23 protein-coding genes and 4 tRNA genes are annotated in these 24,262 nt (G+C 67.2%); 14 read left to right on the top strand and 13 right to left on the bottom strand.

Annotated elements, in window-relative coordinates:
- The first annotated feature begins 43 nt into the window (after positions 1 to 43).
- Positions 44 to 493, top strand: coding sequence for a hypothetical protein (locus NNZ72_RS13060; protein ID WP_257315752.1), 450 nt, complete (start codon positions 44 to 46; stop codon positions 491 to 493).
- Between the two features lie 6 nt (positions 494 to 499).
- Here the strand turns inward: NNZ72_RS13060 and trmFO are convergent, their stop codons facing one another.
- From trmFO to NNZ72_RS13080, 3 genes are all read right to left on the bottom strand, one after another.
- A complete protein-coding gene (gene trmFO, locus NNZ72_RS13065; protein WP_257315753.1) occupies positions 500 to 1,909 on the bottom strand; it encodes a methylenetetrahydrofolate--tRNA-(uracil(54)-C(5))-methyltransferase (FADH(2)-oxidizing) TrmFO in 1,410 nt (469 codons plus the stop codon).
- A gap of 129 nt (positions 1,910 to 2,038) precedes the next feature.
- A complete protein-coding gene (locus tag NNZ72_RS13070; protein WP_257315754.1) occupies positions 2,039 to 2,182 on the bottom strand; it encodes a DUF1127 domain-containing protein in 144 nt (47 codons plus the stop codon).
- 337 nt (positions 2,183 to 2,519) lie between these two features.
- A complete protein-coding gene (locus tag NNZ72_RS13080) occupies positions 2,520 to 2,663 on the bottom strand; it encodes a DUF1127 domain-containing protein (RefSeq protein ID WP_257315812.1) in 144 nt (47 codons plus the stop codon).
- 1,049 nt (positions 2,664 to 3,712) lie between these two features.
- On the opposite strand from NNZ72_RS13080, the gene NNZ72_RS13085 reads away from it, so the two are divergent.
- From NNZ72_RS13085 to tig, 4 genes are all read left to right on the top strand, one after another.
- A complete protein-coding gene (locus NNZ72_RS13085; RefSeq protein WP_257315755.1) occupies positions 3,713 to 4,813 on the top strand; it encodes a DUF2157 domain-containing protein in 1,101 nt (366 codons plus the stop codon).
- 2 nt (positions 4,814 to 4,815) lie between these two features.
- Entirely contained in the window at positions 4,816 to 5,403 is a 588-nt protein-coding gene (locus tag NNZ72_RS13090) for a GDYXXLXY domain-containing protein (protein WP_257315756.1), read from the top strand.
- A gap of 127 nt (positions 5,404 to 5,530) precedes the next feature.
- Positions 5,531 to 5,615: transfer RNA gene (locus NNZ72_RS13095), tRNA-Leu, on the top strand.
- A 184-nt stretch (positions 5,616 to 5,799) separates the two neighbouring features.
- Positions 5,800 to 7,284: a trigger factor gene (gene tig, locus NNZ72_RS13100; protein ID WP_257315757.1), complete on the top strand. Its 1,485-nt coding sequence runs from the start codon at positions 5,800 to 5,802 to the stop codon at positions 7,282 to 7,284.
- Between the two features lie 130 nt (positions 7,285 to 7,414).
- On the opposite strand, the gene sthA is transcribed toward tig, so the two are convergent.
- The 5 genes from sthA to NNZ72_RS13125 all read right to left on the bottom strand — a co-directional run bounded on the left by sthA (position 7,415) and on the right by NNZ72_RS13125 (position 13,201).
- Entirely contained in the window at positions 7,415 to 8,821 is a 1,407-nt protein-coding gene (sthA, locus tag NNZ72_RS13105; protein WP_257315758.1) for a Si-specific NAD(P)(+) transhydrogenase, read from the bottom strand.
- 125 nt (positions 8,822 to 8,946) lie between these two features.
- Positions 8,947 to 9,747, bottom strand: coding sequence for a RadC family protein (gene radC, locus NNZ72_RS13110; protein WP_257315759.1), 801 nt, complete (start codon positions 9,745 to 9,747; stop codon positions 8,947 to 8,949).
- Positions 9,748 to 9,754: 7 nt separating this feature from the next.
- Complete coding sequence (map, locus tag NNZ72_RS13115) at positions 9,755 to 10,582, bottom strand: type I methionyl aminopeptidase (RefSeq protein ID WP_257315760.1); 828 nt, start codon at positions 10,580 to 10,582, stop codon at positions 9,755 to 9,757.
- Between the two features lie 30 nt (positions 10,583 to 10,612).
- Positions 10,613 to 11,332: a DNA/RNA nuclease SfsA gene (sfsA, locus tag NNZ72_RS13120; protein WP_257315761.1), complete on the bottom strand. Its 720-nt coding sequence runs from the start codon at positions 11,330 to 11,332 to the stop codon at positions 10,613 to 10,615.
- A gap of 12 nt (positions 11,333 to 11,344) precedes the next feature.
- A complete protein-coding gene (locus NNZ72_RS13125; protein WP_257315762.1) occupies positions 11,345 to 13,201 on the bottom strand; it encodes a PHA/PHB synthase family protein in 1,857 nt (618 codons plus the stop codon).
- Positions 13,202 to 13,320: 119 nt separating this feature from the next.
- Here NNZ72_RS13125 and NNZ72_RS13130 point away from each other — a divergent pair, with 119 nt between their 5' ends.
- The 4 genes from NNZ72_RS13130 to recJ all read left to right on the top strand — a co-directional run bounded on the left by NNZ72_RS13130 (position 13,321) and on the right by recJ (position 18,445).
- Positions 13,321 to 13,671 carry an SHOCT domain-containing protein gene (locus NNZ72_RS13130; protein ID WP_257315763.1) on the top strand — a complete coding sequence of 117 codons (351 nt, stop codon included), beginning with the start codon at positions 13,321 to 13,323 and terminating at the stop codon, positions 13,669 to 13,671.
- Positions 13,672 to 13,847: 176 nt separating this feature from the next.
- A complete protein-coding gene (locus NNZ72_RS13135; RefSeq protein WP_257315764.1) occupies positions 13,848 to 15,065 on the top strand; it encodes an LL-diaminopimelate aminotransferase in 1,218 nt (405 codons plus the stop codon).
- A gap of 56 nt (positions 15,066 to 15,121) precedes the next feature.
- Positions 15,122 to 16,444, top strand: coding sequence for a homoserine dehydrogenase (locus NNZ72_RS13140; protein WP_257315765.1), 1,323 nt, complete (start codon positions 15,122 to 15,124; stop codon positions 16,442 to 16,444).
- A gap of 198 nt (positions 16,445 to 16,642) precedes the next feature.
- Positions 16,643 to 18,445 (top strand): single-stranded-DNA-specific exonuclease RecJ, encoded by a 1,803-nt coding sequence (gene recJ / locus NNZ72_RS13145; RefSeq protein ID WP_257315766.1) that lies wholly within the window; start codon positions 16,643 to 16,645, stop codon positions 18,443 to 18,445.
- A gap of 139 nt (positions 18,446 to 18,584) precedes the next feature.
- On the opposite strand, the gene NNZ72_RS13150 is transcribed toward recJ, so the two are convergent.
- The 3 genes from NNZ72_RS13150 to gloA all read right to left on the bottom strand — a co-directional run bounded on the left by NNZ72_RS13150 (position 18,585) and on the right by gloA (position 20,904).
- A tRNA-Glu gene (locus NNZ72_RS13150) sits at positions 18,585 to 18,659 on the bottom strand.
- 137 nt (positions 18,660 to 18,796) lie between these two features.
- A complete protein-coding gene (locus NNZ72_RS13155; protein WP_257315767.1) occupies positions 18,797 to 20,137 on the bottom strand; it encodes a YcbK family protein in 1,341 nt (446 codons plus the stop codon).
- A 326-nt stretch (positions 20,138 to 20,463) separates the two neighbouring features.
- Entirely contained in the window at positions 20,464 to 20,904 is a 441-nt protein-coding gene (gloA, locus tag NNZ72_RS13160) for a lactoylglutathione lyase (RefSeq protein ID WP_257315768.1), read from the bottom strand.
- A gap of 183 nt (positions 20,905 to 21,087) precedes the next feature.
- On the opposite strand from gloA, the gene NNZ72_RS13165 reads away from it, so the two are divergent.
- The 5 genes from NNZ72_RS13165 to NNZ72_RS13185 all read left to right on the top strand — a co-directional run bounded on the left by NNZ72_RS13165 (position 21,088) and on the right by NNZ72_RS13185 (position 22,842).
- Positions 21,088 to 21,666, top strand: coding sequence for a cold-shock protein (locus NNZ72_RS13165; protein WP_257315769.1), 579 nt, complete (start codon positions 21,088 to 21,090; stop codon positions 21,664 to 21,666).
- Entirely contained in the window at positions 21,666 to 22,163 is a 498-nt protein-coding gene (locus NNZ72_RS13170; RefSeq protein WP_257315770.1) for a DUF192 domain-containing protein, read from the top strand. Before NNZ72_RS13165 ends, NNZ72_RS13170 begins: the two co-directional genes overlap by 1 nt.
- A gap of 81 nt (positions 22,164 to 22,244) precedes the next feature.
- Positions 22,245 to 22,321: transfer RNA gene (locus NNZ72_RS13175), tRNA-Pro, on the top strand.
- 123 nt (positions 22,322 to 22,444) lie between these two features.
- Positions 22,445 to 22,750, top strand: coding sequence for an ETC complex I subunit (locus tag NNZ72_RS13180; RefSeq protein ID WP_257315771.1), 306 nt, complete (start codon positions 22,445 to 22,447; stop codon positions 22,748 to 22,750).
- A gap of 15 nt (positions 22,751 to 22,765) precedes the next feature.
- A tRNA-Arg gene (locus NNZ72_RS13185) sits at positions 22,766 to 22,842 on the top strand.
- Positions 22,843 to 22,918: 76 nt separating this feature from the next.
- On the opposite strand, the gene NNZ72_RS13190 is transcribed toward NNZ72_RS13185, so the two are convergent.
- Positions 22,919 to 23,338, bottom strand: a complete 420-nt coding sequence (locus NNZ72_RS13190; protein WP_257315772.1) for a BA14K family protein — start codon at positions 23,336 to 23,338, stop codon at positions 22,919 to 22,921.
- A 133-nt stretch (positions 23,339 to 23,471) separates the two neighbouring features.
- Positions 23,472 to 24,254: an amino acid ABC transporter ATP-binding protein gene (locus NNZ72_RS13195; protein WP_257315773.1), complete on the bottom strand. Its 783-nt coding sequence runs from the start codon at positions 24,252 to 24,254 to the stop codon at positions 23,472 to 23,474.
- Between the last annotated feature and the right edge of the window lie 8 nt (positions 24,255 to 24,262).

Here is a 24,262-nt window from a genome sequence, read left to right on the forward strand (position 1 = left end):
GGGCTAGAGCCGTTCGGACGTCGCCCGTGGAGAGATTCGCGCAATGCTCTGGACCATCACCGCCCTCTGCCTGCTGCTCGCCGGCCTGATCTTCCGCCAGAGCTTCCGCCGTGACGAGAAGGCGGACGCCGCCGAGGACACCGGGCTTGCCATCCTGGAGTTCGGCCGCGCCTTTCCCGACGAGGCCATCCGCCAGGTGATCGCCACGGCGGACGGGCGCACGGTCTTCCTCAGGCTGCACGACGGCAAGGCGGGCTGCATGCACGCGCACGGCCATCATTTCGCCTGCCACCTGATCGAGCCCGGCACGGTGCGCGTGGAAAGCCGCGGCAACGCGCGGCTCGCCATCGCCTTCGCCAACGACGCCTTCGAGGGCGGCACCTTCACCTTCCGCAGCGAGGGCGATGCCGCGGAGGTCTCGCTCTGGCTGCTCGGCAGCTTCCTGCCGAGGAGCGCGGGCGGCGAGCCGCGGGCGAACGGCGGGGCGTCCTAGCAGACCTCAGAGGCCGAGCCAGCGGGCGCAGTCGGCAAGCGCGCGCGCGGCCGTCGCCTGCTTCTTGGCGAGCGCCTTGTCCTTGCCGCGGAAGCGCTTCAGGCCTTCGGGCCGGACGAGCGCGCCCGGCTCCAGCGGCGGGAACAGGCCGAAATTGACGTTCATCGGCTGGAAGGAGCGCTTGCCCGGCTCGTCGTCGGAAACGATGTGGCCGCCGGTGATGTGGCCGAGCAGCGCGCCGAAGGCGGTGGTCTCCGGCGGCAGCGACGGCGTCTCTCCGCGCCGCTCGGCGGCGGCGAAGCGGCCGGCGAGCAGGCCGATGCTGGCGCTTTCGACATAGCCCTCGCAGCCGGTGATCTGGCCGGCGAAGCGCAGGCCCGGCCGGCCCTTCAGCGTCAGCGACCGGTCGAGCAGCACCGGCGAATTGATGTAGGTGTTGCGGTGCAGGCCGCCGAGCCGGGCGAATTCGGCGTTCTCCAGGCCCGGGATGAGGCGGAAGATCTCCGCCTGCGCGCCGTATTTCAGCTTCGTCTGGAAGCCGACCATGTTGTAGAGCGTGCCGAGCGCATTGTCCTGGCGGAGCTGCACGACGGCATAGGGCTTGACCGACGGGTTGTGCGCGTTGGTGAGGCCCATCGGCTTCATCGGCCCGTGGCGCAGCGTCTCGCGGCCGCGCTCGGCCATCACCTCGATCGGCAGGCAGCCGTCGAAATAGGGCGTGCCTTCCCATTCCTTGAAGCCGGTCGTGTCGCCGGCGACGAGCGCGTCGATGAAGGCGTTGTACGCGGCCTCGTCCATCGGGCAGTTGATGTAGTCCTTGCCCGTGCCGCCCGGCCCGACCTTGTCGTAGCGCGACTGGTACCAGCAGATATCCATGTCGATGCTGTGGGTGTGGACGATGGGCGCGATCGCGTCGAAGAAGGCGAGCTGGTCGGCGCCCGTGCGCGCCTGGATGGCGGCGGCGAGCGACGGGGCGGTCAGCGGGCCGGTGGCGACGATCGCCTGGTCCCAGTCGTCCGGCGGCAGGCCGGTCACTTCCTCGCGCACGACCGCGATCAGCGGATGGGCCGCGATCGCCGCGGTGACGGCGGCGGAAAAGCCCTCGCGGTCGACGGCGAGCGCACCGCCGGCCGGCACCTGGTTGGCATCCGCCGCCCGCATGATCAGCGAGCCGGCGAGCCGCATCTCCGCATGCAGCACGCCGACGGCGTTGCTGGTCGCGTCGTCGGAGCGGAAGGAGTTGGAGCAGACGAGCTCGGCAAGGCCGTCCGTCTTGTGGGCATCCGTGCCGCGCACGCCGCGCATCTCGTGCAGGACGACGGGCAGGCCGCTTTCGGCGATCTGCCAGGCGGCTTCCGAGCCCGCGAGCCCGCCGCCGACGACATGGATGGGAGAGGGGAAGGAGGTCTTCGTCATGGCCGGTTCGTTAGCACGGCGCCTTGCGGCTTTCCATCGCCGCGAATCAAAAACGGCACCGGATGGTGCCGTTTGAAGCGTTCCTCGCGCATTGCCGTTTCCGGCCGCAGCGTCGGAAATCCGGTCTGCTTAGCGGAAGGAACGGGCAGCGATGTCGCGGATGTCGTAGCGGGTCAGGCCGATGTCCGAGAGCGTGTGGTTCGACAGGTTGCCGAGTTCGTTCAGGGTGCGGCGGTAGCTGATCCAGTTCTTGGCGATGCGGATGGGGTTCATGACATACTCTCCTCGATGATCTCGTCCGTGGCGTCCTCGCCCCGGCTGTTGATATCTGTCTACACGAAACCCTCTTCATGTTGCAGTGCAAAGAAGATGCATCTGCCATGCATTTGTGCATGACCGCGATCAAGGAACGGGCAGATGCCCGCGACAGCGCACGAAAGGACAAAAAAGCGCCTTTTGCCAGGAACTTGGCCGCGGAGCGGCGCGATGCCCGCCAGGGCCGCGGCGGCGGCCATGCGATGCAACATAAATCGGTCCCGGCCGCGCAAAAAGAAACGCCTCCCGGGAGACCCGGAAGGCGTTTGGGAAAGACCCGGAAGGGCCGTTCGGCTTACTTGACGGCGTTGCGGGCGACGTAGGGAATGTCGCTGCGGCCGATGCCGAGGTCGTTGAGTTCGCGGTCCGACATGCGGCCGAGTTCGTTGACGGTCTGGCGGTACTTGCGCCAGTTGTTGAAAGAGCGAGCCAGGTTCATGTTCATACCCCTTTCCTGCTGTGGCGGTCGGCGGCCGCTGCGCGGCGCCGCCCCTCGATTTCATGGTGACAATATATGCTGCGCTGCGAAAAATTACAGCGATATTGCCGTATGGCGACTATGCGTTTTGTGCATGTCAAGCGGAAATTTCGGCAAAATCCTGGCGAATTTGCGGGCAGGTCGCCATAAAGCCGTCGTGCTGGCGGCGAAGGCGTTGCCGGACGAAAAAGCGACGCCCGCCGGGGGAGGAGGTCCGGCGTGCGTCGCTGGTCTCGATCGGCGGTCCGGGAGGAGAAGCGATCGCCGACCTGGTCGGGGACGTGGGGAGGAGGAGATCGTCGCCCGACCGATGCGCTCCATATAGGGGGATGAGCGGCGGGGCGGTAGGGGACGGGCGGCATGGCAAGCATGCGGATATTGCATATGTCGTCCCGCCGACTCCGCAGGGATGCCCAAGGAATAGGCTTGCCCTGACGGATAGGGCGGCGGAAGCGGGGAAACCGGCGGCGCTTTCCGAATCCGCCATGCGGAAAACAATGACGCCCGCCGGGGGAGGAGATCCGGCGGGCGTCACTAAAGATGATTGGCAACCGGGAGGAGGAGTGTTGCCAATCGTATCGGAACGGCGTTGGGAGGAGGAGTACGCCGCTCCGAATTCCGTCGATCTCCTTGCGGCGACCGGGTCTTGCGGCATCATGCCGGGCGTTCGACCAATTCCGCCTTGTCGTTCGTCCTGTCGCTGAACCGATACGCTGCGCCGGGACGTTCGAGCCGGATCAATCCCGATCCGATGCTTGCAATATAGGCCGGAAGGCCGCTTTTGTGCAGTGCAATAAAAGCATGGAAGGTATGCGTCCCATGCATGCGCCGCTCGTCGCGTCCAGCCTGCTGCATTGCGTCAAAAATGACATGGATTTCTTTATTTCCCGTTAAGCTCCGCGTCGTTGGCGATTTTCGCCGGCTGGCGAATTTCCGCCGGCCCTGTATCGTCTCAATCCGGCAGGCGCGGATTCGTTCGCGCGACGGCGGCAAGGAACGGAGCGGCGCGGATGTACAGGGGACGGCTGGAGCGGGACCTGAGGCACTGGACGGCGGCGGGGCTTCTCGACGCGCCGACGGCCGCGCGCCTCCTGAAGGAATACGATTCGCGCGAAAGCGCCTTCAGCGTCGGGCGCGTGCTGATGATCATCGCGGCACTTCTCGTCTCCGCCGCGATCCTCCTGCTCGTCGCGTCGAACTGGGAGGCGATCCCGCGCCTTGCCCGGCTCGTCGGCATCGTCGGGCTGATCTGGGGCGCCTATCTCGCCGGCGGCCTGCTCCTGGCGCGCGGGGCGGGGCGGCTGGCGGCGGCCTTCCTGGTGATCGGCACGCTCGCCTTCGGCGGCGCCATCGCGCTCGTCGGGCAGATGTACCATCTTTCGGGCGACGCCACGCAGGCCATGCTGGTGTGGTTCGCCGGCGCCGTGGCGGCGGCCCTGCTCTTCCGCTCCGGCGCCGTGACGACGATCGCCGCCTTCCTCGCCTTCGCCGTCGCCGGCAACGAATGGACCCAGTCCGGCACCGACGAGGCCCTGCTCGTCTGGCTGATGCCGGCGATGGCGCTCGTCGTCGTCCTGCTCGTGCGCTATACGGGGGCCGAGCGCACCCGCCATCTCGCCTACCTGCTGCTCGTCGCCTGGCTCGGCCTCCTCTACGGCGAATACGAGCGTCCGGCGACGGCCGTCGCGATCGCCGCCGCCGGGGCCGCCGGCTACCTGCTCGCCGCCCTGCCGCAGTCGCCGCTCCGGGCGCTCGCGCGGAGCGCGGGTGCGGCGCCCGCCTTCTATTCCTATCTCGTCCTGCTGCTCGGCCTCCTCCTGCTGCACGCCGAATACGACGATGCCGGCGGCCGGCTTTTGCTCGGCGTCGTCACGCTCGCCGCGGCGATCGGCGGCATCGCGCTCTCCGGCCGCGAGAACGGCGCGGTGCGCTACCTCGGCTATCTCGCCTTCGCCGCCGAGACGCTCTATCTCGCCTCCGAGACGATCGGCTCGATCCTCGGCACCTCCGGCTTCTTCCTCGTCTCCGGCCTCGTCGTCGCGCTGATCGCCTGGGCCGTGATCGCGCTGGAGCGACGGTTTTCCGCACGCAACGCCGGGGAGGGAGCATGACCATGGCCAGGACCTTGCTGCGCATCCCGCCGCTTCTCGCCGCCATCCTCGTCGCCGTGCTGCAGACGGCGGTGATCGGCTACATGGTGGAAAGCCGCGCCTCGATCCTGCGCAGCGGCGCCGACATCCGCCTGAAGACGATGCCGGTCGACCCGCGCGACCTCCTGCGCGGCGACTACGTCACGCTTTCCTATCCGATCTCCGCGATCCCGGGCGCGATCGTCGCCGGCGCGGCGCCGGGGCAGGGCGAGCGCGTGCGCATGGCGGTGCGGCTGAAGCCGGGGCCGGACGGCCTCTGGACGGCGAGCGAGGCGAGCTTCGGCACGCTGCAGCCGCAGGAGGGCAGCGTCGTCCTGCGGACGCTGCCGTTCCAGTACTACCCGGGCTTCGAGGGCGCGCTGCCGGAGACGATCTTCGTCTCCTACGGCATCGAGCGCTACTACGTGCCGGAAGGCGAGGGCAGGGTGCTGGAGGAGGCGCGCAACCAGCAGGAGCTGGAGGTCGAGGCCCGCGTCTCGCCCGCCGGCACGCCGCAGATCGCCCGCATCCTGCTGCGCGGCGAGCCGGTCTACGACGAACCTCTCTATTGAGGCGCAAGAGGGCGGCAAAGCCCGCATTTTCCCTTTGATCCGCGCCGAACGGATGATATAGAGACGCCGCGCTCGGACGGCGCCGGAGGATCGCGGCCATGCCGCCCCGGCAGGCGGTTCCTGAGACGCGGGTATGGTGAAATTGGTAGACACGCCAGATTTAGGTTCTGGTGCCGCAAGGCGTGGGAGTTCAAGTCTCTCTACCCGCACCAGAGCCACGACAGCGGGGGACAGGAGGGTTCCGCGCGGCGTGGAATATGTTGAGAGCGCCATTTTGCTTGCCAAAAGGCCACCGAATTCAGTAAAGCCACTGCCGGCAAAGGACCCCGGCGGGGTGCTCGCCATAGAACCGGCCGGCCGGTTGAGCACCGCCAACTCGAAATTGAAGGTTTGAACATGCAGGTTATCGAAACGCTCGCTGAAGGGCTGAAGCGCGAAATCAAGGTCGTCATCCCGGCCAAGGACATGGAAGCTCAGATGAACGAGCGCCTCGAAGAGGCCAAGGGCCGTGTCCGCATCAACGGCTTCCGCCCGGGCAAGGTGCCCTTCGCGCATCTGAAGAAGATGTACGGCAAGTCCATCATGGCCGAGCTCGTCAACGAGATCATCCGCGACCGGCCGTCGGCGATCCTCACCGAGCGCGGCGAGAAGTCGGCGACCCAGCCCGAGATCGCGATGACCGAGGACCAGGCGGAAGCGGAGAAGATCCTCTCCGCCGAGGCCGATTTCGAGTTCACCCTGTCCTACGAGGTCATCCCGGCGATCGAGCTGAAGGACGCCTCCGGCATCGCCGTCACCCGCGAGGTCGTCGAGATCGACGACAAGGAAGTCGACGAGCAGATCCTCAGGATCGCCGAGAGCGCCCGTTCCTACGAGGCCAAGAAGGGCAAGGCCGCCGAGGGCGACCGCGTCACCATGGACTACCTCGGCAAGGTCGACGGCGAGCCCTTCGACGGCGGCAAGGACGAGGACGCCCAGCTCGTCATCGGCTCCAACCGCTTCATCCCCGGTTTCGAGGAGCAGCTGGTCGGCCTCAAGGCCGGCGACGAGAAGGTCATCACCGTGACCTTCCCGGCCGACTATCCGGCGACGAACCTCGCCGGCAAGGAAGCGACCTTCGACATCACCGTCAAGGAAGTCGCCGCCCCCGCCGACGTCGAGATCAACGACGAGCTCGCCGGGAAGCTCGGCCTCGAATCGGCCGACAAGCTGCGCGAGATCGTCCGCGGCCAGATCGAGAGCCAGTACGGCTCCGTCACCCGCCAGAAGGTCAAGCGGCAGATCCTCGACCAGCTCGACGAGCTCTACAAGTTCGACACGCCCGAGCGCCTGGTCGACGCCGAGTTCGAGAACATCTGGCGCCAGATCAACACCGACCTGCAGCAGTCCGGCAAGACCTTCGCCGACGAGGACACGACGGAAGAGGAAGCCCGCGAGGAATACCGCAAGCTCGCCGAGCGCCGCGTCCGCCTCGGCCTCGTGCTCTCCGAGATCGGCGAGAAGGCCGGCGTCCAGGTGAGCGACGAGGAGATGCAGCGCTCGCTGTTCGAGCAGTTGCGCCAGTTCCCGGGCCAGGAAAAGCAGATCCTCGAATATTTCCAGAAGACCCCGGGTGCGGCCGCCTCGCTGCGCGCGCCGATCTTCGAGGAAAAGGTCGTCGATCACCTGCTGAGCGAGATCAAGGTGACGGACAAGACCGTCTCGAAGGAAGAGCTGCTGGCCGACGACGACGCCGAGGGCGCCGTCAAGACCGAAGCCAAGAAGGCCGCCCCGAAGAAGAAGGCCGCCGCCAAGGCCGAGGCCGCCGAAGGCGAGGAAGCCGCCGCTCCGAAGAAGAAGGCCGCCTCCAAGAAGAAGGCCGCCGAGGGCGACGCCGAGTAATCGACGCATCGGGTTGAGAAATGAAAAAACCGCTCGCAGCGCAGGCTGCGGGCGGTTTTGCTTTTGAGGGCTGTGTGGCTACCCCCCTCTGGTCTGCCGGCCAGAGGGGGGTGAACGGCACCCAACGGCCTCACCCCTTCTGCGACATGTCTCCCATGCGGTTCCAGGCGTCGAGGCCGGCGATCTTGTAGGCTTCGGCAAGCGTCGGGTAGTTGAAGGTGTTCTCGACGAAATATTCGACCGTACCCTTGAGGTTCAGCACCGCCTGGCCGATATGGACCAGCTCGGTCGCCCCTTCGCCGACGATGTGCACGCCGAGCAGGCGCCGCGTCTTCAGCGAGAAGATCATCTTCAGAAGCCCCGAATCGAGGCCCATGATGTGGCCGCGCGAGGTCTCGCGGAAGCGGGCGATGCCGCATTCGTAGGGGATGCCGCGCTCCTTGACCTCCTCCTCCGTCAGCCCGCAGGTGGAAATCTCCGGCACGGCGTAGATGCCGTAGGGGAAATATTTCGGCGGCTCCTTGGCGATGGCGCCGACGGCGACGCGGGCGGCGATGCGGCCCTGTTCCATCGAGGTCGAGGCAAGCGCGGGAAAGCCGACGACGTCGCCGGCTGCATAGATATGCGGCACCTCGGTCTGGAAGGTTTCCGGATTGACGCTTAGGCGGCCGCGCGCATCGGCCGAGAGACCGGCGGCGGCAAGATTGAGGCTGTCGGTCGCCCCGACCCGGCCGGCGGCATAGAGCACCATGTCGCAGACGACGTGGCGGCCGTTGTCGAGCGTGATCGAACACTTGCCGTTGTCGAGCTTCTCCACCGTCTCGGCGACCTGGCCGAGGATCAGCTTCACGTTGCGGTCGCGCAGCTGGTAGATGAAGTCCTCGACGATCTCCTTGTCGATGAAGTCGAGGATCGTCGGCTTCGGATCGATGACCGTCACCTGCGTGTCGAGCGCGCTGAAGATGGTGGCGTACTCGATGCCGATGACGCCGCCGCCGATGACGGCGACCGAGCGCGGCAGCTCCTGCATCTCCAGGAGCTCGTCGCTGTCGAGCACGTTGACGCCGTCGAAGGGGATGTTCGCCGGGCGGAACGGCTTCGTGCCGACGGCGAGCAGGATGCTCCTGCCGTTGACGTGGATCGTCTCGCCGTCGTCCTTGACGATCTCCATCGTCTCGGGCGTGACGAAGCTCGCCTTGCCGCGCATGTGCTGCACGCGGTTGCGGGCGAACTGATGCTCCAGCACCTCCACCTCGTGGTCGAGCGTGATGATGAGTCGCCGGCGCAGGTCCTCGGCGCTGATCTCCTGCTTGACCCGATAGGCGCGGCCGTAGAAGCCGCGCTCGCGCCAGCCGGAAAGATTGAGCGCCGTCTCGCGCAGCGTCTTGGAGGGGATGGTGCCGGTATGGACCGACACGCCGCCGACGCGCTTGCCCTGCTCGATCACCAGCACCTTGCGGCCGAGCTTGGCCGCCTGGATGGCACCCCGGCGGCCCGCCGGGCCGCTGCCCACGACAATGAGATCGTATTCCTGCATGTAAGATTGCCCCAGTCTTCCGCCGGATGGATTATTGCAATGCAGCAATCATTCCCGCCCGGACATTCCACGTCAACCGCTTGTCGCACGAAACCGTTTCGGCGGGATGAAGGAAAGCGCCCTTTTTACATCAGCCTGAGGCCCTTGAGGCTGGCATGACCGTCCTTGCCGATGATGATGTGGTCGTGGACGGTGATGCCGAGCGGGCGCGCCGTCTCGACGATCGTCTTCGTCATGTCGATGTCGGCGCGCGACGGCGTCGGGTCGCCGGAGGGATGATTGTGGACGAGGATGATCGCGGTCGCGGAAAGCTCCAGCGCGCGCCGCACCACCTCGCGCGGATAGACCGGCGTGTGGTCCACCGTTCCCTGGCCCTGCACCTCGTCGGCGATCAGCGCGTTGCGCTTGTCGAGGAAGAGGATGCGGAACTGCTCGCGCTGCTCGTGCGCCATCGCCGCGTGGCAATACTGGATGACGGCGGACCAGGAGGCGAGCACCTGCTTGTTGCGGATCTCGCTCTTCAGCGCGCGCTGGGCGACGGCGGAAATCAGCTTGAGATCGAGCGCCACGGCCTCGCCGATGCCCTTGACCTCCTGCAAGAGCGCCGGCGGCGCGCCGAACACGCCGGAGAGCGTGCCGAACCGGTCGATGAGGGCCTTGGCCACCGGCTTGGTGTCGCGGCGCGGGATCAGGCGGAAGAGCAGGAGCTCCAGGATCTCGTAGTCGGCGAGCGCCCCTTCGCCGCTGTCGCGGAAGCGGGCGCGCAGCCGCTCGCGGTGGCCGTGATAGTGCTTGTCCTTGTCTCTGTCCGGGGCGGGCTCGGCCGCGCGCGGGCGCGCCGGCTGCTCGAAGAAATGGCCGCGCTCGTCGCCGCCCTCGAAAAGATCGTCGCTGCCATCCTGAGGTCGTCGGCGCGATCCGGTCATGGCGGCCTTAGGCGGCTAGGCCCGGCCGGTCGAGCCCGGCCGGCGACAGGGTGAAGATCTCGCAGCCGTCCGCCGTCACGCCGACGGTGTGCTCATACTGCGCCGAGAGCGAACGGTCGCGCGTCACCGCCGTCCAGCCGTCGGAGAGCACCTTCACATGCGGCCGGCCGAGATTGATCATCGGCTCGATGGTGAAGATCATGCCTTCCTTCATCTCCGGCCCCTCGTTGGCGCGGCCGTAATGGAGGATGTTCGGCGCGTCGTGGAAGAGGCGGCCGACGCCGTGGCCGCAGAAGTCGCGCACGACCGAGCAGCGTTCCGCCTCCGCATAGGTCTGGATCGCCTCGCCGATGGCGCCCGTGCGCGCGCCGGGGCGCACGGCGGCGATGCCACGCATCAGGCATTCGTGCGTCACCTCCAGGAGCCGCTCGGCGGCGCGCTTGATCTCGCCCACCGGATACATGCGGCTCGCGTCGCCGTGCCAGCCGTCGAGGATGTAGGTGACGTCGATATTGACGATGTCGCCCTCGCGCAGCGGCTTCTCGTTGGGGATGCCGTGGCAGACGACATGGTTGATCGAGGTGCAGGTGAAGCGCGTGTAGCCGCGGTAGTTGAGCGTGGCGGGAAGTGCCCCGTGGTCCATGCCGAACTCGAAGACGAAGCGGTCGATGACGTCGGTGGCGACACCGGGCTTCACCAGCGGATAGAGCTCGTCCAGGCAGCGCGCGGTGAGCTGGCAGGCCTTGCGCATGCCGGCGAAGGAGTCTGCGTCATAGAGCCGGATCACGCCGGTGTTGCGCAGCGGCGCGGCGGTTGCGTCGATATAGGTCACCATGGTCGAACTTTCGCTAGTCTTTCCGCACGTTCATAGATCAGCCGGGCCGGGTTCGTCCATGGCGATCAGCGCCACGGGCCGAATTTGCGCGGGCGTGACGGCGCATTTGACCGCATAGGCCTCGACGCCCCGCGCCCGGGCACGCAGGAAGCCTGCGGCATAGACGGGATCGAGGTCGTCGCAGATGCGGAAGGCCTCGCAGTCCTCGCGCTGCACGAGATAGAGCATGACGGCGCGGAAACCCGCCTCCGCCATGTCGCCGAGCTCCTCCAAGTGCTTGGCGCCCCGCGCCGTCACCGTATCGGGAAACTCGGCGATGCCTTCCCGGCGGCGGAAATGGACGTTCTTCACCTCGACATAGGCGGGTGGGCGCTCGCCGCCCGTGAGCAGGATGTCGATGCGCGAGTTGCGGCCGTATTTGCGCTCGCGCTCCAGCACCGGGTAGCAGGCAAGGTCGGCGACGAGGCCGGCACGGATCGCCTCCTCGGCGAGCCGGTTCGGCAGGCCGGTGTTGACGCCGACCGTTGTGCCGTCCGCCTCGACCAGCTCCAGCCGGTGGCGATGCTTTCGCATCGGCCCGTCATGCTCCGACATCCAGATGCGCGAGCCCGGCGCGGTCAGCCCGCGCATCGAGCCGGTGTTCGGGCAGGAGCCGGTGATCGCCCGCCCGTCGTCGAGAACGGCGTCGAACAGGAAGCGCTTGTAGCGCTGCACGAGCGTGCCGGAGACGAGCGGCGGATCGAACTGCATATGAGCCGGTTTCTAGACCCGCACGCGGACGTAGGAGCCCGGCGCTTCCTCGATGGAGTTCATCGGCCCGCCGGTCTTGCGCGCCGGCACCTTGCGGCCGTCCTGCTTGAGGATCCAGTCGTGCCAGTGCGGCCACCAGGAGCCGGGCGTCTCCTTCGCCTTCGCCACCCAATCCTCGTATTCGCCCTTGACCGGGCCGCCGGTCCAGTACTGGTACTTCTTCTTGTCGGGCGGGTTGACGACGCCGGCGATATGGCCGGAGCCGGAGAGCACGTAGGTCACCTTGCCGCCGAAGAACCGGCTGCCGACGAAGACCGATTTCGCCGGCGCGATATGGTCCTCTTTGGTCGCCAGATTGTAGATCGGGATCTTCACGTCCTTCAGGGAGAGCGTCTTGCCAGCAAGCTGCATCTTACCTTGCGTAAGGGTATTGTTCAGATAGCAATTGCGCAGATAAAACGAGTGGTTGGCGGCGGGCATTCGCGTGGAATCTGAGTTCCAGTAGAGCAGGTCGAAGGGCATCGGCTCCTGGCCCTTCAGGTAGTTGTTGACGAAATAGGGCCAGATCAGCTCGGAGGCGCGCAGCATGTTGAAGGCGGTCGCCATCTTCGAGCCGTCGAGATAGCCGGTCGCCTTCATGCCGCGCTCGATAAGGTCGATCTGCTCCTCGTCGGCGAAGACCTTGAGGTCGCCGGCATGGGTGAAGTCGACCTGGGTGGTGAAGAGCGTCGCGCTGCGGATGCGCCTGTCGCCCTCCTGGGCATGCAGCGCCAGCGTGGCGGCGAGCAGCGTGCCGCCGACGCAATAGCCGATGGCGTTCACCTCCTCTTCGCCCGTCGCCTGCTTGATCGTGTCGAGCGCGAAGCCGATGCCCTCGCGAGCGTAGGCTTCCCAGTCCTTGTCCGCGTGGCGCTCGTCCGGGTTCACCCAGGAGATGACGAAGACGGTATGGCCCTGGTCGACCGCCCATTTGATGAAGGATTTCTGCGGGTTGAGGTCGAGGACGTAGAACTTGTTGATCCACGGCGGGCAGATGAGGAGCGGGCGCTTCAGCACCTCGTCGGTCGAGGCGTCGTACTGGATGACCTGGCAGATGTCGCTCTGGGCGAGCACCTTGCCGGGGCTGAGCGCGATGTTCTCGCCGATCGCGAACTTGCTGGTGTCGGTCTGGCGCAGCTTCAGGTCGCCGCGGCCGGCGGCGATGTCCTCGGCCAGCATCTTCATGCCGCGCACGAGGTTCTCGCCGTTCGAGGCGACCGTCTCGCGGTAGAGCTGCGGATTGGTCGTGAGGAAGTTCGAGGGCGAGATGGCGCTCGCGATCTGCCTGACGTAGAAGGCCGCCTTGTGGCGGGTGTGCTCGTCGAGCCCCCGCGTCTCCGCGACGAGTTTTTCCGCCCAGTCGGAGGTGACGAAATAGGCGCGCCGGAGGAAATCGAAGAAGGGATTCTTCACCCAGTCCTCGTCGGCGAAGCGCTTGTCCTTCGCGTAAGGGTCCTCGCTTTCGTCCGCCGGCTGGCCGCCGAGGCGGTTCAGCGCCTTCTGCCAGATGTCGAAATAGCCGCCGAGCAGCAGCGTCTGCGCCTCGAGCGCCCGGCGCGGATCGGACAGCCAGTATTCGGAGACTTTCGACAGCGTCTTGACCATGTCGACCATCGGCTCGGCGACCGTGTCGACCTTCTCGCCGCTCTCGCGCGGCGCGAGCCAGGCGGAGGCGGCCTTGCCGAGCTGCTCGACGGTGCGGGCGAAATTGACCGTCAGCGCCTCCGGGTCCTTGACGATGTAGGGCTCGATCGCGGCAGGGTCGAAGCCCTGGAATCCGGGCTTGGCTCCGTCGGCATCGCGCTCCTTCGCCTTGTTTCGCCCAGACACCGTTTCCTCCGGATTTTATTGTTACTTTTGTATTTTTACATTCTGCCCGAAAAAGATTACAAGCGCCAGACAGCCCCGACCAAATGCCTATGGCGGGGCGCAACGGTTGAGGGTGCCCCATGGCGTTCCATTCCAGGCGTTGCGGCGCCGTGCTGATCGCGGCGGCGCTGCCGCTCCTTCTGTCCGCATGCAACTCGACGTCGCCGGACACGCCCGCCGCGACGGCGACGGCCGGCGTCGTCGACCGCTCCGACGTCTATCCGGAGATCACCGGGCGGAAGAACGCGGCGACCACGCAGATGAGCGACGAGGAGGCGGCCGCCCATGCCGCGCGCCTGTCGGCGCTCGCCGGAAGCCGGCGCTCCGGTGCCATTTCCGAGGCCGAATACCGCCGGCGGCTCGCCGAGCTCGACGCGCTCGGCGCCAACCATGGCCGCGATACGCTCGCCGAGATATCCGGCGCGAATTAGCGCTTGCGTTTCGGGCCGTTTGGCAGCAAAGCGGTGGGCGGTCGGAAGCGGCCGCCGGCGCGGCGAAGCGCCTTCATTTCGAACGCATTCGCCGCTATCCGGATTTGCGAATCGCGCGGGGTTTCGCGCCCTTCGGCAGGGCCGCCGGAGGGGCTTCGCGCCAACGGGGTTGAGAGATGGAAGAGTTTCATAAAGTCCGGCGCCTGCCGCCCTATGTTTTCGAACAGGTCAACCGTTTGAAGGCAAGCGCGCGAGCCGGCGGAGCCGACATCATCGACCTCGGCATGGGCAACCCCGACCTGCCGACGCCGAAGGCGATCGTCGACAAGCTCTGCGAGGTCGTGCAGGACCCGCGCACCCACCGCTATTCCTCCTCCAAGGGCATTCCCGGCCTGCGCCGCGCCCAGGCCGCCTACTACGCCCGCCGCTTCGGCGTGAAGCTCAACCCGGAGACCCAGGTCGTCGCCACCCTCGGCTCCAAGGAGGGCTTCGCCAACATGGCGCAGGCGATCACCGCGCCCGGCGACGTGATCCTCTGCCCGAACCCGACCTATCCGATCCACGCCTTCGGCTTCCTGATGGCGGGCGGCGTCATCCGCTCCATGTCGGTCGAGCCGGACGAGAGCTTCTTCCCGCCGCTGGAACGCGCCGTGCGCCACTCGATCCCGAAGCCGCTGGCGCTGATCCTCAACTATCCGTCCAACCCCACGGCGCATGTCGCCTCGCTCGACTTCTACAAGGACGTGATCGCCTTTGCGAAGAAGCACGACATCATCGTGCTCTCGGACCTCGCCTATTCGGAGATCTACTTCGACGGCGCGCCGCCGCCCTCCGTTCTGGAGGTCCCGGGCGCGATCGACATCACCGTCGAGTTCACCTCCATGTCGAAGACCTTCTCCATGCCCGGCTGGCGCATGGGCTTCGCCGTCGGCAACGAGCGGCTGATCGCGGCGCTGACGCGGGTGAAATCCTATCTCGACTACGGCGCCTTCACGCCGATCCAGGTGGCGGCGACCCATGCGCTGAACGGCGACGGCTCGGACATCGCCGAGGTGCGGGGCGTCTACAAGCGCCGCCGCGACGTGATGGTCGAGAGCTTCGGCAAGGCCGGCTTCGAGGTGCCGCCGCCGGCGGCCACCATGTTCGCTTGGGCGAAGATCCCGGAGAAGTTCCGCCATCTCGGCTCGCTCGAATTCTCCAAGCTGTTGGTCGAGAAGGCGGACGTGGCGGTGGCGCCGGGTGTCGGCTTCGGCGAGCAGGGCGACGACTACGTCCGCCTCGCGCTGGTCGAGAACGAGCACCGCATCCGCCAGGCGGCGCGCAACATCAAGAAGTTCTTCTCGACGGCGGACGAGACGATGCACAACGTCGTCTCGCTGAACGCCCGCCGCTGACCATCCCGCCCTCCGCATCCCGGGCGGAGGGCCCTTCCAGAACGTTAGGACATGACATGGCTGATGCCCTGAAGATCGGCATGGCGGGCTTGGGCACCGTCGGTGCCTCGCTCGCGAAGATTCTCGTCGAACGCAGGGACATGCTGGCGACGACGTGCGGCCGGCCGATCGAGATTACGGCGGTCTCCGCGCGTACGAAGGGCCGCGACCGCGGCGTCGACCTCTCGTCGGCCGCCTGGTTCGACGATCCGGTGGCGCTCGCCCGCGAGGCGGACATCGAGGTCTTCGTCGAGCTGATGGGCGGGGCGGGCGATCCGGCGCACGCGGCCGTCAGGGCGGCGCTCGCGCGCGGCATCCATGTCGTGACCGCCAACAAGGCGCTGCTTGCCGCGCATGGCGTGGAGCTCGCCGCGCTCGCCGAGGAGAACGGCTGCCTGCTCAACTACGAGGCGGCGGTCGCCGGCGGCATCCCGGTCATCAAGGCGCTGCGCGAGTCGCTGACCGGCAACACGATCTCGCGCGTCTACGGCATCATGAACGGCACCTGCAACTACATCCTGACCAAGATGGAGAAGGAGGGGCTCACCTTCGAGGCCTGCCTGAAGGAGGCGCAGCGCCTCGGCTATGCCGAGGCCGACCCCGCCTTCGACATCGAGGGCAACGACACCGCGCACAAGCTGTCGATCCTGACGACGCTCGCCTTCGGCACGAAGATTGCCGCCGACGACATCTATCTCGAAGGCATCGCCAACATCTCGATCGACGACATCCGCGCCGCCGCCGACCTCGGCTACCGCATCAAGCTGCTCGGCGTCGCCCAGAAGACCGAGACAGGCGTCGAGCAGCGCGTGCACCCGACCATGGTGCCGCTCGATTCCGTCATCGCCCAGGTCGACGGCGTCACCAACGCGGTGGCGATCGAATCCGACATCCTCGGCGAACTCCTGATGGTCGGCCCGGGTGCGGGCGGCAACGCCACGGCCTCGGCCGTCCTCGGCGACATCGCCGACATCGCCAAGAGCCGCCCCGGCGCCCAGACCGTGCCCGTGCTCGGCCGGCCGGCGGCGGCACTCCAGCCCTACAGGCGCGCGCAGATCCGCAAGCACCAGGGCGGCTATTTCATCCGGCTCTCGGTGGAGGACCGCACCGGCGTCTTCGCCAGCATCGCCAGGCACATGGCGGAGAACGGCATCTCGCTTGAATCGATCGTCCAGCGCGCCCAGGCGACGGCCGAATCGACCGACCCGAAGACGATCATCCTCGTCACCCATGCGACGATGGAGGATTCGGTGCGCAAGTCTGTCGCCGCGATCAAGGGCGAGGGCTATCTCGTCGGCGAGCCGCAGGTGATCCGCATCGAGCGGCCGAAGACGGCTTGATCGGTCGCTGCCTACTCCCCTCTGCCCTGCCGGGCATCTCCCCCTCAAGGAGGGAGATTGGATGGAGTACCGTTTCGCCCATCGCTGAAGGTGTAGTTTGAGCAAGGTTTCGGGTCTTGCCGATCTCCCCCCTTGAGGGGGAGATGGCCGGCAGGCCAGAGGGGGTATAATAAAGGCACGGCAGGAGTAGCGACACGCATGCTGGAAAACACCGACCCCGTCAGCAGGGCCTTCCTCAACGTCGAGCGTTCGGCGACGGGCCAGCGCTGGGTCGCGCGCCTCGACCAGGCGGGCGAGAACCGCGCGCTGGCGATGAGCCAGACGCACGGGCTTCCCGACCTGATCGCCCGCGTGCTCGCCGGCCGCGGCGTCGCTTTCGACGACGCCCCCGCGTTCCTCGACCCGACGCTGCGCCGGCTGATGCCGGAACCCTACGGCCTGATGGACTGCGAGGCGGCGGCCGAGCGGCTGGCGCGGGCCGTCGAGCGGCGGGAGCGGGTGGCGATCTTCGGCGACTACGACGTCGACGGCGCGGCCTCCTCGGCGCTCCTCCATCGCTTCCTCGCCCATTTCGACGTGCCGTCGGAAATCTACATTCCCGACCGCATCTTCGAGGGCTACGGGCCGAACCCCGCGGCGATCGGCCAGCTCGTCGACCGCGGCGCCGAGCTGATCGTCACGGTCGACTGCGGCTCGACCAGCCACGAGTCGCTTGCCGTCGCGCGCGAGCGCGGCATCGATGTCGTGGTGATCGACCATCACCAGGTCGGCGTGGACCTGCCGCCGGCGCTCGCGGTCGTCAATCCGAACCGCGAGGACGACCTGTCGGGGCAGGGGCATCTCTCGGCCGCGGGCGTCGTCTTCCTCGTGCTCGTCGCCGTGCAGCGGCTCCTGCGCAGGCGGGGCGATACGCGCGCCGACGCCTTCGACCTCCTCTCCATGCTCGACCTCGTGGCGCTCTCCACCGTCTGCGACGTCGTTCCGCTGAAGGGGCTGAACCGCGCCTATGTGGTCAAGGGCCTCGTCGCCGCGCGCCATCTCGGCAATGCCGGGCTGACGGCGCTGCTCCGGCAGGCCGGCATCGGCGGGCCGGTGACGCCCTACCATCTCGGCTTCCTCGTCGGCCCGCGCATCAATGCCGGCGGGCGCATCGGCGACGCCGCGCTCGGCAGCCGCCTGCTGACGCTCGCCGAGCCCGGCGAGGCCGAGGCGATCGCCCGCCAGCTCGACGAGCTGAACCGCGAGCGCCAGGCGATGGAGACGGCGATGCTCGCCGAGGCGGAGGCCGAGGCGCAGGCCGAATACGGCACGGGCGAGGGCGCCTCCGTCATCCTCACCGCGCGCGAGGGCTGGCATCCGGGCGTCGTCGGGCTGCTCGCCTCGCGCCTCAAGGACCGCTTCCGCCGCCCGGCCTTCGCCATCGCCTTCGACCCTTCCGGCAAGGGCACGGGCTCGGGCCGCTCGATTGCCGGCTTCGACCTCGGCCGCATGGTGCGCGCCGCCGTCGAGGAGGGCATCCTCGTCAAGGGCGGGGGACACGCGATGGCGGCGGGGCTGACGGTGGAGCGTACCAATCTCGGCCGGCTGCGCGCCTTCTTCGAGGAGCGCGCCGCGCGCACCGTGCGCGACCTCGTGGCGGTGGAGACGATGAAGATCGACGGGGCGCTCTCCGCCAGCGGCGCGACGCTGGCGCTCGCCGATCAGCTGGAGCAGGCCGGCCCCTATGGCTCCGGCCATCCGCAGCCCGTCTTCGCGCTGCCCGCCCATCGCCTGCGCGACGTGCGGCCGGTCGGCACCAATCACCTGCGCGTGGCGCTGGAGGGCCCGGACGGCGGCCGGCTCGACGCCATGGCCTTCCGCGCCGCCGAGGCCGATCTCGGCCTCTTCCTCACCAGGGAGCGCGGTCAGGCCGTCCATCTCGCCGGCACGCTGTCGGCCGACAGCTGGCAGGGAAACCGGCGCATCCAGTTCCGCATCCTCGACGCGGCCAAGGCCTTCTGAGAGACAGCACGATAATAGAAGTTGGCGCACTCCTCGAACCCATAGGGTTCGCAAGGCCGAACGGCCGTCGCCGGTCGTCCGGCGCCCCCTCCGGAGCGGAGCGGCCGCAGGCCGCGGCAGCGTGAGGAGAAAGAAGAGATGGCACGCCCTAGGGGAGTCGAACCCCTCTTTCCAGAATGAAAATCTGGCGTCCTAACCGATAGACGAAGGGCGCGTGCGGTGGGCGTCTTATAAGAAAGCGCTCCGGCTTCCGCAAGCGGGAAAAGGCCTTCGCGACAAAAAAATCAATCCGCCCCCGCAGCCGGCTCCGCTTGGAAAAGCGACAGGATTCCAGAGGCTTGGCAATCGGGCCTATTTCCGACGCCGGCAGCGCCAGTTCCAGTCCCGCTCCGGGCCGATGTCGATATGGACGGACTCCGTGTGGCAGTAGGTGCCGACGCCGCCGCGGCCCGGCATGCTGCGCAGATATTCGGCGAGCTCCCACTTGCCGACGCCGGCGATCTGGATGTCGGCCGCCTCGCAGCGTGTGTGCAGCGATTGCCTGGCGCGGTTGCGCTTCATGCCGCGCAGGCCCGAGGTGACGATCACCGGCTTGCCGTAGTGCTGCTCGACCGTCTTGAGCACGCTCAGGAGCTCCGGCTTGAAGCATCCGGTGCGCACCTTCTCCGTCTGCAGCCAGAGCCCGTTGGGCGCGAGCCGGGCGAGGCCGGCGAGCGAGGCGACTTCCTTGAAGCGCGGCTCGTCGTCGTCGAAGGCCTCCTCCGCCTCGCTGTGGCTGTCGTCGGCCGCCGGCAGGTCGGCGACGGAAACGCCGGGGAGGCTGGCGCCCCCGAGGGAGGCGGTGCGCAGGGCGCCGGCGCTGTCGCGGTTGATCACCCGGCGCGGCTGCGCGGCTTCGGCATTGGCGTCGATCTGCGCGCCTGCCTGGCGCTTGGCGCCGAACAGCGAGGAGAGCGTCAGCTTCCTGCGGCCGGCCGTCCCGGTCGTCGCCGTGAGGGGTGTCACGTCCGCTTCCTCCCGGCGGTCGGTGGCCGAGGACAGGGCCTCCTGGGCGGGATTGGCGGCGGTATCCTCGTCGACCAGCGCCGTGCGTGCGGTCTTCTCGGCGGGAATCGCCGCCGGATCGGCGGAAGACTGGTCGTCGCCGGCAAGCGGCAGGCTCTGCCGCTGCGCCGCGGGGTCCAGCGCCGGCATGTCCTCGACGGGGAGGCGGCCGCCCTGCGTGGCGTCCTCGCTCGCCGCCGAACCCGCATAGATGCTGTTGACGGCGGCGTTGCGGGCGGAGGTCTGCGTCGTGTAGGCGGGAACGGCCGACCCGGCCGTCGCCTGCCCGCCGGTGGAGTAGATGCTCGCCTGGCCGGCATTGAGCGTCGTCGGCTGCATGACGAGGCCCGCCATGTCCGCGCCGTCCGCCCCGGCCTGCGTCTCCGTCATGCCGGCGGTGTCCGCAGCCGCGCCGGTCGCCGCATGGGCGTCGGGCGTCTGTGCGGTCTCCGTTGCCGCGTCGGAGAGGCTTGCGGTCGCGCTGCCTTCGTCGTCGGCGCCCGCCTGCGCGGGGGCCGCCACGTTCTCCGCGCGCATGTCGGTCGTCATCGCGGAGACGCAGCCCGTAAGGGCGGCGAGCGAGACGGCGAGGAGCAGGCCGCGACTGTACGGCTTCAGACCCTGCCTCGGTCCCGGCTTGTCCTGCAAAGGCCTGTCCCCCGCTTTCGACGTTTGCGCCCGTCGGTCTTGCCGCCGGTCGGGCCTGTTCGAGCGATCGCAACCACATCGAGAAAGGCCCGGAGGCCCGATCTGCGGTTGCACGATGTTAACCTTTCGGGCCGGCCTGTAAAGACGGGCCGGGCATCACGGAGCCGTGCCGACGCGAAACGGGGAGGCGAGATGGCCTCGCGATCGGCCGAACGCGCCCCTCACGCGGACGATCGGCCGGAACGACGAGACTTTTCCGGCCGAATGCGGCGAAAGGATGTTGCAGGAGATAGCCCGCGGGCTTTGCCCGGAGCTTGCGTCCCGCCTCACCAGCTGCCGGTATTGCCCATGGACGCCCAGGGCTCGGCCGGCGCCAGGCTCTCGCCCTTCTGCAGGATCTCGATGGAAATGCCGTCCGGCGAGCGCACGAAGGCCATGTGGCCGTCGCGCGGCGGGCGGTTGATGGTGACGCCGTTGTCCATCAGCCTCCGGCAGGTGGCGTAGATGTCGTCGACCTCGTAGGCGAGGTGGCCGAAATTGCGCCCGCCGGTATAGTCCTCCGTGTCCCAGTTGTAGGTGAGCTCCAGGCAGGGCGCCTTGTTTTCCCGCGCGGCCGCCTCGTCCTCGGGTGCGGCCAGGAAGACGAGGGTGAAGCGGCCCTTCTCGTTGTCGATGCGGCGCACTTCGACGAGGCCGAACAGCGTGCCGTAGAAATGCAGCGCCTGTTCGAGGTCCTTCACGCGGACCATGGTGTGGAGATAACGCATTGGAATATCCTCTGAATGGGGAATCGCCCGGAAGATTAGGCCTTTGTCCGCCGGTAGCAACCCTGGGGCGCCGGCAAAACTTTCAAAGGGGCTTGCGCATTCGCGTCGCGACAATGTTATCCTGCGCGACAAGAATCAGTTAACCGTAACTCATGTGACGCGTAAACGAGGGGCTGGCAGATCATGGCGGAAAGGGTGTCTTCGAAGGAAATCACGACGAGTGATGACCAGAGCAGCGACGCCGTCGATCTGATCGAGATCACGGGCGTCATCAAGTGGTTCGACGTCGCCAAGGGCTTCGGCTTCATCGTCCCGGACAACGGCATGCAGGACGTCCTGCTGCACGTCACCTGTTTGCGGCGCGACGGCTACCAGACCGTCCTCGAGGGCACGCGCGTGGTCGCTCTGATACAGCGGCGCGAGCGCGGCTATCAGGCCTTCCGCATCCTCTCCATGGACCAGTCGACGGCCGTGCATCCCTCGCAGATGCCGCCGGTCAAGACCCACGTGCAGGTGACGCCGACGAGCGGGCTGGAGCGCGTGCTGGTGAAATGGTTCAACCGCACCAAGGGCTTCGGCTTCCTCACGCGCGGCGAGGGGACCGAGGACATCTTCATCCACATGGAGACGCTTCGTCGCTTCGGACTTACGGAGCTCAGGCCCGGGCAGGTGGTCCTCGTGCGCTTCGGCGACGGCGAGAAGGGCCTGATGGCGGCGGAAATCCATCCCGACGTGCCGGTGCCCGGCAACCGGGCGCATTGATGCGGGCCCTTGCCCGGACGGCGGGGATCGCGCGGCTGGCTCTTGCCTTCGCCGCGCTTTTTTTCGTGCTTTCGACGGCCGCGTCCGCCGCGGAGAATTTCGAGACGCAGCCGCTCACCATCGTCACCCGCGACGGCAAGGCGCACGCTTTCGTGGTCGAGCTGGCGGTGACGCCGCGCCAGCGCGAGCAGGGGCTGATGAACCGGCACGAGATGGCGCAGGACCACGGCATGCTGTTCGCCTTCGGCGAGACGCGCCAGGTCCTGATGTGGATGAAGAACACCTATCTGCCGCTAGACATGCTGTTCATCGGCGGCGACGGCCGGATCCGCACGATCCGCGAGAATGCCGAGCCCCTCTCGGAGGCGATCATCGATTCGAAGGTGCCGGTCGACTTCGTGCTGGAGCTCAACGGCGGCACGGTGAAGCGCCTCGGCATCCGCACCGGCAACCGCGTCGAGAGCCCGCTGATCGAATCGCTGCGCAAGGCGCAGTGACGCGCCGCTTTCGCCCGTCCGCCCGCCATTTGCTGTTGCGGCGGCGTGCGGATGCGTGTATCCCGGCAGCGCCGGAAGGGACGGAGTGTAGCGCAGCCTGGTAGCGCATCTGGTTTGGGACCAGAGGGTCGGGAGTTCGAATCTCTCCACTCCGACCAGTCCGGCGCCATGTCCTTGTGCAAAGCGGATGCCGGTCATTTCCCCTTTACGGAATCCGGGTTATGCATGGGGTGGGCGGCCGGCGGGCCGGCGCCCGGGTGCAAGAAGTGTGGAGCCGTTCGATGTCCGCGAAAATCTATCGTCCCGCCAAGACCGCCATGCAGTCCGGCAAGGCCAAGACCAATCTCTGGGTGCTCGAGTTCGATGCCGAGAAGCCGCGCACGATCGATCCGATCATGGGCTATACCAGCTCGGGCGACATGTTCCAGCAGGTCAAGCTGACCTTCGAGACGCGCGAGCAGGCGATCGCCTATGCCGAGCGCGAGGGCATCGAATACCGCCTCATCGAGCCCAAGGAGCCGACGCGCAAGCGCGTCGCCTATCCCGACAATTTCCGTTTCAACCGCATGCAGCCCTGGACCCATTGAGATCCGGCCGGCGCCGGCCCCTTAGCTCAACTGGATAGAGCAACTGCCTTCTAAGCAGTAGGTCGCAGGTTCGAGTCCTGCAGGGGTCGCCAAAGTCCCATACGGTCCATCGCATGCGAAAAAGGGCGGCCCCGGGGCCGCCCTTTTCGTCTTTCCATGCCCGCCGGTTCAGCGCCCGTAGGGCGAGATGCACTGCTGGCGCGGACCGTTGTAGGGCTGGAACGTGTTGTCGTAGGCGCGGTACGAGCGATAGCGGTTCGCACACCAGTTGACGTGGGCGTTGCCGCCGGCCGCCGGCTGGTTGGCGATCGCGCCGCCGACGATCGTGCCGATGCCGAAGGCCGCGAGCGGATACCACCAGCCGTCCGAATGGCGGCGATAGCCCGGGCGATGGTGGCGGTAGCCGCGATGGCCGCGCCAGTGGTGGCGTTCCTTGATGATGCGCCGGCCGTACTGGACCTGCTCGACGTCGGAGACCTTCGGAACCGGCACCTTCGGGAAGGTCACGGCGCCGGCGGGGACCATGGAGGTGACGCTGACGGCGATCGAGAGCGCGCCGACGGCGAGGCAACGTTTCAGCTTCAACATGACGAAACCCTTTCCTTTTTGCATTCTGCCGCAGAACGCGCGAGGCCGCCGAGGGTTCCGCGAACGGGGCCGGAAAAGGAAAGAGGCGGGCCTGTCCTGGCCCGCCTCCGGCATGTCGGACATGCGGCCGCGCTCAGTGCAGGATCTGGCTGAGGAAGAGCTTGGTGCGCTCGTGCTGCGGATTGTCGAAGAATTCGGCCGGCGAATTCTGCTCGACGATCTGGCCCTGGTCCATGAAGATGACGCGGTTGGCGACCTGGCGGGCGAAGCCCATCTCGTGCGTCACGCACAGCATGGTCATGCCTTCCTCGGCGAGCGACACCATGGTGTCGAGCACCTCCTTGACCATTTCCGGGTCGAGCGCGGAGGTCGGCTCGTCGAACAGCATGATCTTCGGCTTCATGCACAGCGAGCGGGCGATCGCCACGCGCTGCTGCTGGCCGCCGGACAGCTGGCCGGGATATTTGTGCGCCTGCTCGGGGATCTTGACGCGCTTCAGGTAGTGCATCGCCACTTCCTCGGCGTCCTTCTTCGGCATCTTGCGCACCCAGATCGGCGCCAGCGTGCAGTTCTCGAGGATCGTCAGGTGCGGGAAGAGGTTGAAGTGCTGGAACACCATGCCGACCTCGCGGCGCACCTCGTCGATCTTCTTGAGGTCGTTGGTGAGCTCGATGCCGTCGACGACGATCTGGCCCTTCTGGTGCTCTTCCAGGCGGTTGATGCAGCGGATCATCGTCGACTTGCCGGAGCCCGACGGGCCGGCGATGACGATGCGCTCGCCCTTCATCACTTTCAGGTTGATGTCGCGCAGCACGTGGAACTCGCCGTACCACTTGTTCATGTTGATGATTTCGACGGCGACGTCGGTGGCCGATACGGTCATCGCGCTTTTCTGGGCGCTCGACGGGTTTGCCATGGTCTTTT

Origin of the sequence: Shinella pollutisoli, assembly GCF_024609765.1 — a bacterium.
Taxonomy (GTDB): Bacteria; Pseudomonadota; Alphaproteobacteria; order Rhizobiales; family Rhizobiaceae; genus Shinella; species Shinella pollutisoli.